Source organism: Oceanobacillus sp. FSL W8-0428 (assembly GCF_038004405.1).
Taxonomy (GTDB): Bacteria; Bacillota; Bacilli; order Bacillales; family Amphibacillaceae; genus Oceanobacillus; species Oceanobacillus sojae.
In genome coordinates this window covers 195025-211417 of record NZ_JBBORB010000001.1, presented here as the reverse complement: position 1 = coordinate 211417, position 16393 = coordinate 195025, and the positions used below count along the sequence as shown (strand labels likewise).

The following is a 16393-nucleotide window of genomic DNA, read 5'->3' as shown; positions in this document are numbered from 1 at the left end:
AAATGATTAGATTGCTTTTTGAAGTGTATATAATAATATTAGAAGTAGACAGATATCAAAGAGGAGAGAGCATATGGGCTGGATTAATTTTATTATTTTTATCATATTGGCAATAGCGGGAGTGTGGGGAATGCTTTCCAGAGCAAAATGGATGAAAGAACAATCTCAAAAAAACAAAAAGCCTTAATTTATAAAGAATTAGAAGGGAAAAAGATAATGGCTTATAGTGAGGAGGCAAGAATAATAGGTATAGACAGGCTGCTTCTGCGCCTGTTTAAAGAATCAGATGCTCCAGAAGTTACCCGGCTATGTAATAACTATAATATTTACAAAAATACCTTGTATCTTCCATATCTATATTATAAAGAGGATGCATTAATTTGGATAAAAGATCATTTTGAAAATTTTGAAGAAGAAAGAAGCTTTGAATTTGCCATTACTGATAAATTGACTGGAAAGCTGTACGGCGCTATAGCGCTCTCTAATCAGTCAAAATTTAGTAATGGTGAATTAGCTTATTGGATCGGTGAGGAATATTGGGGGAATGGCTATGCAACAGAAGCAGCAGAGGCTGTCCTTGAATTTGCTTTTGCAGAGAAAGGGTATCATAAAGTTTTTGCGCGTTACTTTCATACAAACCCGGCTTCCGGAAGAATCATGGAGAAAATAGGTATGAAAAAAGAAGGAACCTTGAAAGAACATCTTAAAAAAGATGATGAGTATATAGATCTTATCTTTTTTAGAATACTTGAACAATAACCTGATTTAAAAAAATTGCTAAAAAAATAAAGAGCTGCCCCATGGGAAAAGCTCTTTATTCCACTTCTTAGCAAGATGTTAATCTTTTAGATACCAAGGGTCGGGTTAACCAAGCTCTCAATCTTTCGGCAACAGTCCGACCATTTGTAAGCCATATAAAATGCCATCGTCACTTACATCCTTTGTGACATAAGCAGCTGCTTCCTTCACTTCAGGTAAACCATTTCCCATAGCGACCCCATTAGGAATCATTTTAAGCATGTCTAAATCATTTAAAGCGTCTCCGAAAGCGTATTGTCTTTCAGCAGAGAAATCAAGATATTTAAGTAGTTTCTTGATACCAAGGGCTTTAGAAACGCCTTTTGGAAGAACATCTACAGATTTAGGGTGCCAGCGGATAAAATCAAAATCAGTAAATGTATCTTGATAAAGCTTCTCTTCTCCTTCTGTGTTGAAGAGGAGCCCCTGATAAATTTTATTATGCTTTACAAAATCCTGCTCCTGGGATGGATAAGCATCTACCTTTAATGTTGAAATGCTTTCCACGATATATGGATGGTCATTAGGTACATTTGTTGTCATTTTTTTATCATTCATATAAACAACAGGGTGATTTTTATTTAAAGCAAATGCTGTTAATTCATCCAAAGCTTTTGGATTTAAAGTATTTGCATAGATAACTTCTCCGCGAAACACAACATATTGCCCGTTGTAGCATATGTAAGTGTCAATATCTAATTCTTTTCGTAAATCTTCAAATAAAAATTTTGCCCGGCCTGTTGCAATAGCAACCTCATGACCCAGCTCCTTTAACTTGAAAATCGCCTTTTTCGTTGATTCTGGCAGTGTTCTTTCCTCTTCCGTCAACAGTGTTCCGTCAATATCGAAAAAAATAATGCTTTTATCTGATACCATCTAATCCCTCATTTCACCTTCATCATTCGTTTCCTATTATGATGGAACTTCTGTCGAGATTCAACTGAAGACCTTTATCCACCTAATTCAATTATTCTTCACAAACATATGTAAATCGCTTACAATCAGGATAGATGAAGAAATGAGGAGTTAATGATATGAAACGCTTAGTACTGCTAATTGTAATGTGTATTCCGGTTTTTCTGGCAGGCTGCTTAAGTCCAAACAGTGCCCGGATAGTAAATGATATGTATACAGCTGCCCTTATGGATGAGGAAGAAAATGTTGCTTCTTACTTTTCAGAGGAATATTTAGAAGCACATCCAATAGAGGAATTAACGAATGAAGCAGCAGAGGATGTCCGAGCGATGTATGGAGTAAATATGATGAATATTACACTTATTCGTGACCGGGAGCTGCAAGATAATTACATAGAATCAATCGGGTTATCAGATGACCAGGATTTATTTGTTATTACAGCGCAAACAGATGAGGCTGAAGTGATGGTTTGGATTGTTGAACGAGGAAAAACCCAGTATACGATTATTCAGGGAGAAAGGTATGACTTCGATACATATAATGAAAAAGTACTTGATTAAAAGCGGACTTCCTGCCATATTTTTTTGTTTGAAAATGAGCCAGATTGTTTTTCTAAAATATTTCCATAGAGCATGTTTTAAACTTCCTCTGCATAGGATATAGAAATCGTTGCAAGATGGAGGGAGCCTGCGATGGATATTTTAAACAAAGTAAAAAATGATAGAGAAACAGAAAAGCAACTGGGATGGGAAGGTACATTTGCGGAATACTTAGATTTGGTAAAAGAAAACCCCACAATTGCACAAACTGCTCATTCCCGTGTCTATAATATGATAAAGAATGCGGGAGTCAAAGAGAAGGATAACCACAAAATGTATCAGTTTTTTGGAACAGCTATTTTTGGATTAGAATCTGCAATTGAAAGCTTAGTAGAAGAATATTTTCACCCGGCAGCACGAAGATTAGATGTCAGAAAACGAATTTTATTATTAATGGGCCCCGTCAGTGGAGGGAAATCCACGATTGTCAGCTTGCTGAAACGCGGCCTGGAGCAATATTCGCGTACAGATGAAGGTGCAGTGTATGCGATAAAAAATTGTCCAATGCATGAAGATCCTCTTCATTTAATACCGCAACATCTGCGGGAGGATTTTTATGAAGAGTATGGTATCCGGATCGAAGGCAGCTTATCGCCGCTGAATACGATGCGTTTAGAGAAGGAATACGGCGGCAGGATTGAAGATGTCAAGGTGCAGCGGATCTTTTTCTCCGAGGATAAAAGGGTGGGTATTGGAACCTTCAGCCCATCAGATCCAAAATCACAGGATATTGCTGATTTAACAGGAAGCATTGATTTTTCAACGATTGCGGAATTTGGATCAGAATCTGATCCGCGGGCTTATCGATTTGACGGGGAATTAAATAAAGCGAACCGTGGAATGATGGAGTTCCAGGAGATTTTAAAAAGTGATGAAAAATTCTTATGGCATCTGCTTTCTCTTACTCAGGAAGGGAATTTTAAAGCAGGAAGATTTGCGTTAATTTCTGCTGATGAGCTAATTATTGCTCATACAAACGAATCGGAATATAAATCATTTATTTCCAATAAAAAGAACGAAGCGCTTCATTCCAGAATGATTGTTATGCCAATTCCATATAATTTGAAGGTCAGTGAAGAGGAACGGATCTATCAAAAAATGATTCAGGAAAGTGATATTGCTGATGTACATGTGGCTCCACATGCCTTGCGGGCAGCAGCAATATTCTCCATTCTGACCCGATTAAAGGAATCGAAAAAACAGACTGTAGATGTGGTGAAAAAGATGCGGCTCTATGATGGAGAAAGTGTGGAGGGCTATAATCAAATTGATGTAGAGGATCTATTAAATGAATACGCAGATGAAGGAATGTCAGGAATTGATCCAAGATATGTCATTAACCGTATCTCCTCAACGATTATCCGTAAAGAAGTTCCGTCGATTAACGCTCTGGATGTATTACGTTCGTTAAAAGAAGGATTAAATCAGCATCCATCTATTTCAAAGGATGACTTGGATAAATATTTAAATTATATTTCGATTGCCCGAAAAGAATATGATGAAATTGCGAAGAAAGAAGTTCAAAAAGCCTTTGTTTATTCCTATGAAGAATCTGCGAAGACTTTAATGGATAACTATCTTGATAATGTAGAGGCCTATTGTAACCAGAATAAATTACGTGATCCGCTTACCGGAGAGGAAATGAATCCGGATGAAAAATTAATGCGTTCGATTGAGGAACAGATTGGTATTTCTGAAAATGCGAAAAAAGGTTTCCGTGAAGAAATTCTAATCCGCTTATCTGCCTATGCACGCAAAGGCAAGCGGTTCGATTATCAATCACACGAACGTCTTCGTGAAGCGATTCAGAAAAAATTATTTGCTGATTTAAAAGATGTTGTGAAAATTACAACATCCTCGAAAACACCAAATGAATCACAGCTGAAGAAAATTAACGAGGTAATTGCCCGCCTTATTGATGAGCATGGGTATAATTCGGTGTCTGCGAATGAACTGCTGCGTTATGTGGGAAGTCTATTAAATCGGTAAAGCTATAGCTGTGGTCTTCTATCTTAGAAAAAATAATAGGTGGTATCCAGATGAAGATGGATGCCACTTTTTATTTTTTCTGATAAAGAAAATAGGTTTTCTAAAAACCTCAAATTCTTTTAATCCGTCTGCAATAACTTATCCTCTCTTGCATAGAATAGATAAAGCATGTTTCTAAAACTGTTTGTACCATAAACTGATGATTGGAAACAATTAAAATATAAGGAGAGGATTCGAGTGTCCAATGAGCAAGAGCATAATTTCGTCGTCTCCCAAGAAAACTGGTCTCTCCACCGAAAAGGTTATCAGGATCAACAGCGTCATAATGAAAAAATTAAAGATGCAATTAAGAAGAACCTGCCTGATCTAGTCAGTGAAGAAAACATCATTATGTCCAATGGAAAAGATATGGTAAAAATACCAATTCGTTCACTGGATGAATATAAAATCAGGTATAACTATGAAAAATCAAAGCATGTCGGACAGGGAAACGGAGATTCAGAAGTTGGAGATGTTGTTGCCCGTGCACCCGGAAGCGGTGATGGCCAGCAGGCCGGAGCTGGAAATGGAAAGAAGGCTGGTGATAAGCCGGGTCAGGATTATTATGAATCAGAAGTATCCATTGCGGAGATAGAAGATGCATTATTTCAAGAATTAGAGCTCCCTAATCTGCAGGAAAAAGAAAAATCAGAGATTATTACGGAAAAGGTCGAATTTAATGATGTACGAAAAAAAGGATTAATGGGGAATGTCGATAAGAAGCGGACGATATTAACAGCATTAAAAAGGAATGCCCGGGATGGAAAGGCACAAATTACACCGATTTATAATGATGATTTGCGTTTCAAGACTTGGAATGAAGTTATCCGTCACGATTCCAAAGCAGTAGTCCTGGCAATGATGGACACGAGTGCTTCAATGGGGGCTTTTGAAAAGTATATTGCTCGCAGCTTCTTCTTTTGGATGAACCGTTTTTTAAAAACCAAATATGAAAGTGTGGAATTTGAATTTATTGCCCATCATACCGAGGCTAAAATAGTTACGGAGGAGGCATTTTTTTCAAAAGGAGAAAGTGGGGGAACTATTTGTTCATCTGCTTATTATAAAGCTTTGGAAGTAATTGAGGAAAAATATAATCCGTCCCGATATAATATTTATCCATTTCATTTTTCAGACGGAGAGAATATCAGCTCGGATAACAAGACATGCATTGAGTTAGTCCACCAGCTGATGGAGAAATCAAATATGTTTGGTTATGGGGAAGTAAACGGCTATAATCGTTATTCAACCTTGATGAATGCCTATAAAACTATCGAAGACCCTAAGTTTAAGCATTATGTATTAAAAGAAAAGGCAGATGTATATCATGCCATGAAGAGCTTTTTTAAAAAGACCGCAGAACATGTATAAAAAAATAACAGCTCAAAGATTTGCGTAATTATTTCTTTGGGCTGTTTTATTGCTGATAAATACTATTGCAGAAGAAGTTTAGCTAAAGCGAGTTTCCTTATTTTATTTTGCGAAAGAAATATAGGAAGGGCAAGATTTCATCCGGGAAACATAGACTAGTAGTAGCTGATTAAAGGGGGAATCCACTTGAACGGAACAAAGGAGTTAACGAATGCTATCGAAGAAATTACTGAGGTAGCTAAAGGGTTTGGTCTGGATTTTTATCCGATGCGCTATGAGATTTGTCCAGCAGATATTATTTATACATTTGGAGCTTACGGTATGCCGACGCGTTTTACCCATTGGAGCTTCGGAAAGCAATTCCATAAAATGAAGCTGCAATATGATTTAGGTTTAAGTCAAATTTATGAGCTGGTGATTAATTCTGATCCATGCTATGCCTTTTTATTAAATACAAACAGCCTGATTCAAAATAAATTAATTATTGCCCATGTACTGGCACATTGTGATTTCTTTAAAAATAATATTCGTTTTTCCAATACCCGCAAAGATATGGTGGAAAGTATGACAGCAACTGCTGAGCGTATTGCCCATTATGAAATGGTGCACGGGAAGGAAGAGGTAGAGAGCTTTTTGGACGCCATTTTATCGATTCAGGAGCATATTGATCCATCGATTGTCCGATTTAAACTGCCACCCAAAACAGAAGACGACACCACAGATGAAGACAGCTATAAAAAAAGAGGAGAGTACGATGATCTGTGGAGCTTAGATTCAAGTGAAAAACATTCGCAGAAGAGAAAAATAAAAAAGCAAAAGAAAATCCCCCCTTCTCCTGAAAAAGATTTATTATTATTTATTGAAGAATACAGCAGAGAACTGGAGGATTGGCAGCGTGATGTATTGACGATGATGCGGGAGGAAATGCTTTACTTCTGGCCGCAATTAGAAACGAAAGTAATGAATGAAGGGTGGGCCTCCTATTGGCATCAGCGAATTATGCGTGAATTAGATTTAACAACAGCAGAGACGCTTGAATATGCTAAATTGAATGCTGGTGTTGTTCAGCCATCCCGGACATCAATCAATCCTTATTACTTAGGGATAAAAATCTTTGAAGATATTGAAGAACGCTATAACAACCCAACCGAAGAAATGATAAGAAATGGCTGTGAACCGAATAAAGGAAGAGATAAAATTTTTGAAGTAAGGGAAATGGATTCCGATATTTCTTTTATCCGTAACTATTTGACGAAGGAATTAGTTGCTAAAGAGGATATGTACCTTTTTGAGAAGAAAGGGAGAGATTATCGGATTACAGAAAAGGATTATGTACAAATTCGCGATCAGCTTGTCTCCCAGCGTGTAAATGGGGGCTTTCCATATATCACAGTAGAAAATGGTGACTATCTCCGGAATGGGGAGCTGTATTTACGTCACGGCTATGAGGATATTGAGCTGGATATTAAATATTTGGAGCATGTTTTACCATATATCCATCAGTTATGGGGAAGATCTGTCCATTTAGAAACAGTTGTTGAAGGGAAAGAAACACTTTACACTTACGATGGAAAAGAAATGTATAAGCAGCGGATTTAAATAATTATTGAATCAGCTGACCTGGTGTCTGGTCAGCTGATTGTTTATAATTTTATTGCCAGGCTCGCATAAAATTGTGGAAAGTACTTAGAAAGAATATAATCATCCTCAGTAGACGCGAAATCTTCATAAAAATCCTTCAGCAAAAAACCGGCTTTTAATTGGCCCCGAATTTGACTTTCCATTGTGTGGCTGAACTGAACCCCATCATTTTCGATTAATTCTGCCCGTTCTTTTTCTGTGAAATCCTTTAACGGGTTATAGGGGAGCGGATGAACAACCCGAATATCCTCCAGCTTATCAGCATCATTAAATAAATAAATTTCAGGATTCGTAAAGCCTGACAACAGTTGTCCGCCTGTTTTCATAACACGATAGCATTCCTGCCAGACTGGCTCAATGTTTTCTACATACGTATTGGAGACAGGATGAAAAATAAGGTCAAAAGAATCATCTGGAAAAGGAAAGCGTTCTGTCATATCAGCTTTCACAAGTTTAATATCGTAACCTTCCCGTTCGGAAACGGTTCGCTCCGCTTCTAATTGTGCGTCAGATAAGTCCATGATTGTAACCTCAGCTCCTAATGCTTTAAAAATCGGCCCCTGCTGGCCTCCACCGGAAGCCAAGCCTAATATCTTCTTACCTTTTAAACTGCCGAACCATGTTTTGGGAACAGGAATACTCGGAGTTAATAATACATTCCAAACACCTTCTTTGGCTTTTTGAAATACTTCTGTGGAAATTGGCTGCGTCCAGCGGTAGCCTTCTTTACTCCATTTATTCCAAATGGCTTCATTGATTTTTGTGTAGGACATAGGAAAGACCTCTTTCGTAATAGTATTTTAATGTGTATCTAAACTTAAAAATGGAAAGTACTTGGAAAAGCTAATATTTTTGTGTATAATTGTCTTAATTTTTACATAAAAGAGGAGGAGAAGCAATGCAGGAAAGTCCATTTATTCCATTTCCAGTTCTGGAAACGGAAAGACTGCTTTTAAGGCAAATGAAGAGAGAAGATCTGCAGGATGTTTACGACTATGCTTCCGATCCGGATCTGACCACGTTTTTGACTTGGGAAACACATGAAACAATAGCAGATACAGAAGCGTTTATGGAGTTTTTATTTGCTCAGTATAAAAAAGGTACAGGGGGAGCATGGGCAATCGTTTGGAAAAAGAAAAACCGTGTTATTGGAACAATTGATTTAAACTGGAATCAGAAGCATTATTTTGCAGAGCTTGCATATGTTCTTTCCAGAGAGTACTGGAGGAAGGGTATTGGAACAGAAGCTGTCCGGGAAATATTTCGTTTTGGATTTGAAGAATTAAAGCTGGAACGAATTTATGCCAGATGCCGTCCAGATAATATTGCTTCCTACAAATTGATGGAGAAATCTGGAATGACCTATGAAGGAACTTTAAGAAAGTCAATGCAAAGAAAAGGGAAGCAAGAGGACTTAAAAATTTATTCCATTTTAAAAGAAGAATTTAAGGGGTAAAGAAAAAAGTACATGCAGTTTAAACCGCATGTACTTTTTCAATATTACTTATCTTCCTTCTGTTCTTCTTTCCCTCTTTTATAAAAATAGCTGTACAGAGACTTCAATGTTTCTGCATTCAAGTCAATATTATTTTCATAAGCATATTTTACAGCATACCCCATGGCAAGTGTCATACCGCCCGCAACACTGCCGCCGATAACGGAGCCTGCTCCTGGAATAAATTTGGATACCTGGCGAAAAATCGTTTTGCCGATATTCCCGGTGATGGTTGCGATCGTCAGTTCTTTAGCTTTCTTCTTGGATAAAGGTTTTTCATATAAGGTCGCCAGTTTAATCATTAACCCAACCTGAATACCTGTTAATGGGATAAAATCAGATCCGGGAAAAGGAGCTGCCCCAACAGCTGTAGCCGATCCGGAGGCTGCTAAAATCCATTTGTTCGCCGTCTGAGATTTTTCTTTAATAAGCCTTGCGAATTGAATTTCCTTTTCTTTTTTTTTAAGAATTTCTAGAATCTCATTTCTTAATTTATCGATATTTTCTCCCGTCCGGGAAGAAATCGGAATAACAGGATAACGATTCGATGTATGTTGCTTCACATATTGAACAAGCGCTGGAATATCATCTGCTGCATCAATTTTATTTAAAACAAAAATGATGTGCTTATTCTCTTTTTTAATTGTTTCAAATGATCTTCTTTCACCTTCTGAAAAAACAGTTCCAGCAGCGTTTAAGAAAAATAAAATAACATCCGCTCTGCGGTAAAAACGGAATGTTTCATCAGAATTTGTTTGATTAATATCATCAAGACCGGGTGTATCCGCAAAAATAATCTTGTCACGGTATACATATTTATCAATACCAATCGTTTCCCCGGGACGTGCACCGACTTTAGCGACATTGTCACCAATCAGCTGATTAATCGTTGAGGATTTTCCAGTGTTGATATCACCAATCATCGCAAAAATAATGTCTTTATCTAATTGTTTATTAATTTTAGTTGTTTCTTTATCATAAGCTTTGTCAAAATCTTTCTCATTAAATGCTGACATTATCAACACTCCTTCATGTGTTACTATTCCCTTTTGATTATAATCATACACTATTATTTAATGGAAAAAAAAATTTTAGCTATTTAAAGGCAGAAGAGCAGGAATAGGATAATTTTTTACTATCAGAAAATTTCAATCCTTTTGAAGTTATTCTAATTTATTGCTATAATTACTAGAATATAGTATGAGGTACTAATCTGAGGAGGGATACGATGAAGAAATCAGATCTAATTGCACCAGAATGGTATAACATTACTTCTGAGTTTGAAAAATATGCAGCAGATGAAGGAAGAAAAGCGATAATTTTAGAAGAGCAAAACGGGGATACGAAAGAAATTACCTATACTAACTTAATCAAGAATGCAAATAAGACTGGAAATATCCTGTTAAAACATGGATTAAAACGCGGAGACAAAATGATGATTATGCTGCCGCGCTGTATAGAGGCTTATGAATTATATATTGCAGCTTTAAAATCAGGAATCATTATTATTCCAAGCTCTGAAATGCTGCGGACGAAGGATTTGCAATTCCGTATCTCACATGGAGAAATCAATGCTGTTGTTGCGACAGAAGCTTGTGTGGAGGAATTTAAAAAGGTTGCTGAATATGAACAGTTAATTAAATTCAGCATTGGCGAAGAGATAGAAGGATGGGTATCCATTGATAAGGAGAAGAACCAGGTTTCCGATCAATTAGAAACGGTAAAAACTTCAAGAGACGATGTTGCGTTTTTATCTTATACATCTGGAACGACAGGTAACCCTAAGGCAGTTATTCATTCCCATGGCTGGGGATTTGCACATATGTCCAGTGCACCGCGCTACTGGCTCAGCATTCAAGACGGAGATACAGTTTGGGCAACAGCTGCCCCAGGCTGGCAGAAATGGGTATGGAGCCCGTTTTTATCCATTATGGGAACCGGAGCAACTGCATTTGTTTATGATGGCAGATTTGATGCAGCTAAATATTTAGAGCTTTTGGAAAAGCATCAGATTAATGTGCTGTGCTGTACACCAACGGAGTATCGCTTAATGGCTAAGCTTTCCAATTTAGATGATTATCACTTAGATGCATTGCATAGCGCCGTTTCTGCCGGCGAGCCCTTAAATCGTGAAGTCATTGATAAATTCAGACAGCATTTTGACGTGACAGTCAGAGATGGATACGGTCAGACAGAAAATACATTATTGCTCGGATTCTTAAAAGGAACAGAGGTACGCCCGGGAGCAATGGGCAAACCGACTCCAGGGCATGATGTGGTTGTTATTGACGAAGATGGTCAGTTGACAAAGCCTGGTGTGGTAGGTGATATTGCTATTCCACTTGATACACCTTCCTTGTTTAAAGGCTATTATAAAGATGAAGAAAGAACAACAAGGTCACAGCGCGGAAATTATTATGTGACCGGGGATCAGGCAAGCATGGATGAAGAAGGTTATTTCTGGTTCGAAGGCCGAAGTGACGATATTATTATCAGCTCCGGCTATACAATCGGCCCCTTTGAAGTAGAGGACACTTTGGTAAAACATCCTGATGTAAAAGAATGTGCTGTTGTTGCAAGCCCAGATCCGATAAGAGGAAATGTAGTGAAGGCATTTGTTGTTTTACAGGATAATATTATCGGGAACGATGAAGTAGTGGAGACCCTGCAAAGTTATGTGAAGCACGAGATCGCGCCTTATAAATATCCGCGGAAAATCGAGTTTGTTTCTGAATTGCCAAAAACAACCTCAGGTAAAATTCGTCGCATAGAGCTTAGACAGCAAGAGTACAGTAATTAATTCATCTAAAGTGAGGTAATAGGAAATGAAGGTAATTGATACACATTGTGATGCGCTATTAAAGCTTCAGACAGCCCGCCTGGAGCAAAGAAAACTTGATTTTCGAGACGCACCGGAGATAGAAACAAACCTGAAACGACTGGAAGAAGGAAATGTCAGTGTCCAGTTTTTTGCAATTTTTGTGAATCCGGAAACAGTTACTACAATAGATCAATGGAAGTATGCAGAAGAACAAGCAAACCTTTTTCATGAAGAAATTGTTGGAAAGAATGAGAACGTAAAGTTTATCCATGACTGGAAGGATATTCACACACTTGGTCCAGGTGAAATCGGTGCGGTGTTAACTTTAGAGGGAGCAGAAGCTATCGGCAATGATATCGAAAAGCTCCAAAAACTTTATCAAATGGGTGTGAAATCCTTTGGACTGACCTGGAATCCTGCCAATCTATGTGCAGATGGTGCCGGGGAGCCGAGAGGGGCAGGACTTACAACACTCGGAAAGGAAGTTGTCCAGTTAAATAATAAGAATAAAGTTTTAACAGATGTATCTCATCTTTCCGTTAAAGCTTTTTGGGATGTGATGGAACTTGCCAATTATCCAATTGCTTCGCATTCCAATGTCCGGGCAATTTGTGATCATCCCAGAAATTTATACGATGATCAGCTGAAAGCTTTGATTGCTAAAAACGCGCCTATTCATTTTGCGCTCTATCCAGTCTTTCTGAAAAAAGATGCAAGAACGGCAACAGTTGCTGACCTTTGTGAACATATTGACCACGTTTGTGCTCTTGGCGGAGAAAAAAATATCGGCTTCGGCTCTGATTTTGATGGGATAAGCTGTTATATTGATAATATCACTAATTCATCAGGCTACGATTGTTTACTGAATGAATTACAAAAGCATTATTCAGAGGAGCAGGTTAGAGGATTTGCTTATCAAAACTTTATAAATATGCTTCCTTAGCTGCTGTATGGAGACTAAAAAAAGCTGGAATATCAGGATGTTTTCCCGATATTCCAGCTTTATTAAATTTGTAAGTTAAAATTTTTGCCCATAATATTTATCAAGTGAGAAGCCTCTCCCGAGAATTTCGGAAGCACTGATAAAAATAGTGAATGCTTCCGGAGTTTCTTCCTGCAGTAATTTTTTCAGTTTAACTGCTTCTGTCTGTTCCGCCACACACAAGATCATCGTTTTATCCAGTTTTGTGTAACCGCCGACAGACCGTATTTTTGTAAGCCCCCGGTCAATGCCATTCTGGATAAGCTGCTGTACCTTTTCTTCCTCATCAGTAATAATCATCACCAGCTTTGTTGCAGAGGTACGTAATTGGACAATGTCTATTGCTTTACCGCTGATATAAATTGCCATTAACGCAAATAATGTAAGCTCAAAGCTGAATACAAAAATAGAAGTGATAACAACGAGTCCATCTACAATAAATTGTGAATAGCCGCTGGAAATACCAGTGAATTTCTTCACAATTTGAGCAATAGCTGCTGTACCTCCGGTTGATCCATTTCCTTTGTAGACAATACCCAGACCAGCCCCTAGAATAAGTCCGCCATATAGTGCACTTAAGAATGGATTGGTAACCGTAATGGGAATATCAGCTGACAAAAAAATAGCGAGAGGAACCCAAAAAGTCCCTACAAGCGTTTTAATGCTGAAATCCTTTCCCAAGGCAATCCATCCAATAATAAAAACAGGAATATTAATTACGAATTGACTGAGTGCAGGGTTAATAGCGTACAGCTCATAAAGAATGGTACTGATTCCTGATAGGCCGCCGGCAGCTAATCGCGCCGGCAGGAAGAAGATATTATATGCTAATCCGACAATGGTTGCTCCAATAATAATATAGGCATATTCTTTAAATACAGTAGGTTTTTTTGCTTGATCCATGTGCATATTTCCTTTCCCGACAATGATAATGAAACCTATATTAATGTATCACTGTTGGGAGAAAGAGTAAACTGCATGCATTTAAAGTGATAAAGCAACAGAATCTGCCTCTTTTAAAGGCTTTATAATGCGCTGAACAAATTTTTCAAGCAATGCTGGAAGAAGAGAGCCGATAAGTGGTGCGCTTATTTTCCCAGTAAGCCCTTTTAATTCAAGTTCCAATAAACAGGTCAGTTCGGAGGAACGGGAAGTGAGCCCGGAAAGCTTAAAACAGCCGCTTCCTAAACACCGGTTTTCAGAATCACGAACCCGGAATTGAACGGTAGATGGAGACGTCATTTCCACGATTCTGACATACAGTTTGAGATCCTTAGTGATTGTGCCGACTTTCCCATGCAGCTCCCAAATCGAGTCAGCTGTGGATACTTTCTTATGTGTTTGATAACCAGGGACCTGCTTTGCCCAATGAGACCAATCTTCTAAATAACTCCATACCTCTGATTGGGGCAGGTCAATGTTGACGCTGTAATCTGCTTTTAACATCAAGTGTTCCTCCTTAAAAATTCCTTTAGTTCGAGTTCAAAAAGTTCAATAAATAGGACCAAGAAGTTCAAGGCGACGAATTTTTTTCGAACGGAGCGTATGCTTTATAATACGTGAGCCCGAAAAGAATTCGTTAACGCGGAAATTCGCCGTGTCATTTTTATTGGGCTTTTTGAAGATCCTCTTGTAGTTTTTTGAATCACTTGATATACTTATGTACTATTTAATCCACTTATGCAAAAACTTTTCATTTGTCTTAAATACTACATAATTCGTTTCCTGATTGTAAATGTTGATCATTGTGTACTGAAAACGGTTAAGAAGGTAAAATTTTTTGGTATAGTTTATTGCGTTCTACACAAGATAAAAGCAAGCAAGTATTACACTTGCTTTCGAATAAAAGGGGAGGGTCTGAGGTGGCTGACAAACGAAGAAATGCGTTGTTAGTACCGCAAGCAGAGCGTGCAGTAAATCAGATGAAAGAAGAAATCGCTGATGAAATGCATGTGAATTTAGGAGCTGATACCACTGCCCGTGAAAACGGTGCAGTCGGTGGTGAGATGGTTAAACGAATGATTCAAATGGCTGAGGGCAGCATTGCGAATCAAAAAAAATAATCAACTTACAGCTTTAAAAATTTACCCCGATTTATTGTGATAATAGAAAATCCTGTAGAGAGAACCAGTTTTTCTCTACAGGATTTTCTTATATTTTTAAAAGAATAAGAAAGCAAATAAAATTGTTGAAGGTAGCCGCTCCAGAAATACGCTACGCTTTTCGTGGGTCCCGAGCTCAGCCTCCTCTAAAAAGACTTAGCGATTGGCAAGCAGACAGGCGCAGACAGAGCTAAAGTCGCACTTATGCCTGCGGCAGAAAAAAGAAGAGTACTTTTTTTCTGTGGGGTCTTCCCACTGGGACTGCGATTACTCGTCCCACCGAAGACATTTGCGCTTCCCGCAGGAGTCTCCGTGTATTTCTTCCACTAGAAATAGCATAAATTTTTTGTAAGAAAGTAAAAGAAACATATTTCATATAGATGGAAGCTACTTCCCGGAGCGGAGAGCTCTTTGGCAAGAACGCCAGTATTTTAAAGACCAAATGATTTTCATGGTTTTTCTTAAGTGAATTATATAAATTGAAGTAATTTATTTCTCTTTAACTTCTAGCATGTGTTCTTGATTCACGCGGATGGATCAAATCAAAGGCAGTGAAGAGGTATTACGAACAAGATATCTAATAAAAACAAATCCGGAATATTATCGGTATTGTCGAACCTTGTGATAAAATGTAAGAAGGAGGTAGATATTATGAAACGTATACAATTAGGAAATAGCGAATTATCTGTTCCAGTCATTTCTTTAGGCTGTATGGTCATGCACCAGAGCACGAAAGAGGAAGCGAATAAAGTGATTCATAATGCATTAGAGCATGGAATCGACTTTTTTGATCATGCTGATATTTATGGAAAAGGAAAATCTGAATCAGTATTTGCAGAAGCGGTTGAAATGAATCCGTCTATCCGTGAAAAATTGATTATTCAGTCAAAAGCAGGGATACGCAGTGGATTTTATGACTCTTCCAAAGAATATTTAATTTCATCTGTTGAAAATAGCTTAAAGCGCTTGAAAACAGACTACTTAGATGTGTTTCTTATTCACCGCCCTGACGCCCTTATGGAACCGGAAGAAGTAGCAGAGGCGTTTTCAGATCTGGAAAAAAGCGGTAAAGTCCGACATTTCGGTGTGAGTAATTCCCGGCCGCGTCAGATTGAACTGCTGAAAAGGTATGTTGATCAGGAATTGGTAGCCAATCAATTGCAATTAAGTATCACAAATTCTGGTATGATTAATCAAGGATTGTATGCGAATACATCATTTGATCAGGCAATGGATTTTGACGGTGGGGTTATCGATTACAGTCAGATAAATAACATGACTATTCAGGCCTGGTCGCCGCTTCGGTATGGATTTTTCGGTGGTTTTATCATGGACCGTGATGCATATCCAGAATTAAATAAGGAACTGGATAAGCTTGGGGAAAAATATGGCGTGGCACGTGAAACGATTGCCATAGCATGGATTTTACGTCATCCGGCTAATGTACAGACCATTATCGGAACAATGACACCAAAACGTCTGACAGAAATGGTAAAAGCAGCTGATATTACATTGACAAGAGAAGAATGGTATCAATTGTGGCAGTCTGCCGGTAATAAATTACTATAAGTAAATGGTAAAAAAATCGATATAGCATACACGGTATATTTGATTTAATACGATATCAATTCTTAAATTTAT

15 protein-coding genes are annotated in these 16393 nt (G+C 38.0%); 10 read left to right on the top strand and 5 right to left on the bottom strand.

Features of this window, described 5'->3' with window-relative positions:
- The first annotated feature begins 216 nt into the window (after positions 1-216).
- Entirely contained in the window at positions 217-759 is a 543-nt protein-coding gene (locus MKY30_RS00935; protein ID WP_341082559.1) for a GNAT family N-acetyltransferase, read from the top strand.
- Positions 760-876: 117 nt separating this feature from the next.
- Here MKY30_RS00935 and MKY30_RS00930 read toward each other — a convergent pair whose 3' ends face one another.
- The gene (locus MKY30_RS00930; RefSeq protein ID WP_147210622.1) at positions 877-1674 is read right to left on the bottom strand and encodes a Cof-type HAD-IIB family hydrolase; all 798 of its coding nucleotides are present in this window, start codon (positions 1672-1674) and stop codon (positions 877-879) included.
- Positions 1675-1832: 158 nt separating this feature from the next.
- Here MKY30_RS00930 and MKY30_RS00925 point away from each other — a divergent pair, with 158 nt between their 5' ends.
- The 4 genes from MKY30_RS00925 (at position 1833) to MKY30_RS00910 (ending at position 7310) form a co-directional block, all read left to right on the top strand.
- Complete coding sequence (locus tag MKY30_RS00925; RefSeq protein ID WP_341082558.1) at positions 1833-2273, top strand: hypothetical protein; 441 nt, start codon at positions 1833-1835, stop codon at positions 2271-2273.
- Between the two features lie 132 nt (positions 2274-2405).
- The gene (locus MKY30_RS00920; RefSeq protein ID WP_341082557.1) at positions 2406-4301 is read left to right on the top strand and encodes a PrkA family serine protein kinase; all 1896 of its coding nucleotides are present in this window, start codon (positions 2406-2408) and stop codon (positions 4299-4301) included.
- Positions 4302-4538: 237 nt separating this feature from the next.
- Complete coding sequence (yhbH, locus tag MKY30_RS00915; RefSeq protein ID WP_147210619.1) at positions 4539-5711, top strand: sporulation protein YhbH; 1173 nt, start codon at positions 4539-4541, stop codon at positions 5709-5711.
- Positions 5712-5891: 180 nt separating this feature from the next.
- The gene (locus tag MKY30_RS00910) at positions 5892-7310 is read left to right on the top strand and encodes a SpoVR family protein (RefSeq protein ID WP_371863295.1); all 1419 of its coding nucleotides are present in this window, start codon (positions 5892-5894) and stop codon (positions 7308-7310) included.
- Between the two features lie 44 nt (positions 7311-7354).
- On the opposite strand, the gene MKY30_RS00905 is transcribed toward MKY30_RS00910, so the two are convergent.
- On the bottom strand, positions 7355-8125 hold the full coding sequence (locus tag MKY30_RS00905) for a class I SAM-dependent methyltransferase (protein ID WP_147210617.1): 771 nt from the start codon (positions 8123-8125) through the stop codon (positions 7355-7357).
- A 125-nt stretch (positions 8126-8250) separates the two neighbouring features.
- On the opposite strand from MKY30_RS00905, the gene MKY30_RS00900 reads away from it, so the two are divergent.
- Positions 8251-8808 (top strand): GNAT family N-acetyltransferase, encoded by a 558-nt coding sequence (locus MKY30_RS00900; protein WP_147210616.1) that lies wholly within the window; start codon positions 8251-8253, stop codon positions 8806-8808.
- 44 nt (positions 8809-8852) lie between these two features.
- On the opposite strand, the gene MKY30_RS00895 is transcribed toward MKY30_RS00900, so the two are convergent.
- The gene (locus MKY30_RS00895) at positions 8853-9863 is read right to left on the bottom strand and encodes a YcjF family protein (protein WP_341082556.1); all 1011 of its coding nucleotides are present in this window, start codon (positions 9861-9863) and stop codon (positions 8853-8855) included.
- Positions 9864-10075: 212 nt separating this feature from the next.
- Here MKY30_RS00895 and mbcS point away from each other — a divergent pair, with 212 nt between their 5' ends.
- Together mbcS and MKY30_RS00885 are read left to right on the top strand one after the other, a co-directional pair.
- The gene (gene mbcS / locus MKY30_RS00890) at positions 10076-11647 is read left to right on the top strand and encodes an acyl-CoA synthetase MbcS (RefSeq protein ID WP_341082555.1); all 1572 of its coding nucleotides are present in this window, start codon (positions 10076-10078) and stop codon (positions 11645-11647) included.
- A gap of 25 nt (positions 11648-11672) precedes the next feature.
- A complete protein-coding gene (locus tag MKY30_RS00885; protein WP_341082554.1) occupies positions 11673-12611 on the top strand; it encodes a dipeptidase in 939 nt (312 codons plus the stop codon).
- A gap of 75 nt (positions 12612-12686) precedes the next feature.
- On the opposite strand, the gene MKY30_RS00880 is transcribed toward MKY30_RS00885, so the two are convergent.
- Together MKY30_RS00880 and MKY30_RS00875 are read right to left on the bottom strand one after the other, a co-directional pair.
- Positions 12687-13553, bottom strand: a complete 867-nt coding sequence (locus MKY30_RS00880) for a YitT family protein (RefSeq protein ID WP_147210612.1) — start codon at positions 13551-13553, stop codon at positions 12687-12689.
- Between the two features lie 81 nt (positions 13554-13634).
- Positions 13635-14096: an SRPBCC family protein gene (locus tag MKY30_RS00875; protein WP_341082552.1), complete on the bottom strand. Its 462-nt coding sequence runs from the start codon at positions 14094-14096 to the stop codon at positions 13635-13637.
- 416 nt (positions 14097-14512) lie between these two features.
- Here MKY30_RS00875 and MKY30_RS00870 point away from each other — a divergent pair, with 416 nt between their 5' ends.
- Together MKY30_RS00870 and MKY30_RS00865 are read left to right on the top strand one after the other, a co-directional pair.
- Positions 14513-14713 (top strand): alpha/beta-type small acid-soluble spore protein, encoded by a 201-nt coding sequence (locus MKY30_RS00870; protein WP_040978737.1) that lies wholly within the window; start codon positions 14513-14515, stop codon positions 14711-14713.
- A gap of 690 nt (positions 14714-15403) precedes the next feature.
- Positions 15404-16321 (top strand): aldo/keto reductase, encoded by a 918-nt coding sequence (locus tag MKY30_RS00865; RefSeq protein WP_147210610.1) that lies wholly within the window; start codon positions 15404-15406, stop codon positions 16319-16321.
- Positions 16322-16393 lie beyond the last annotated feature (72 nt).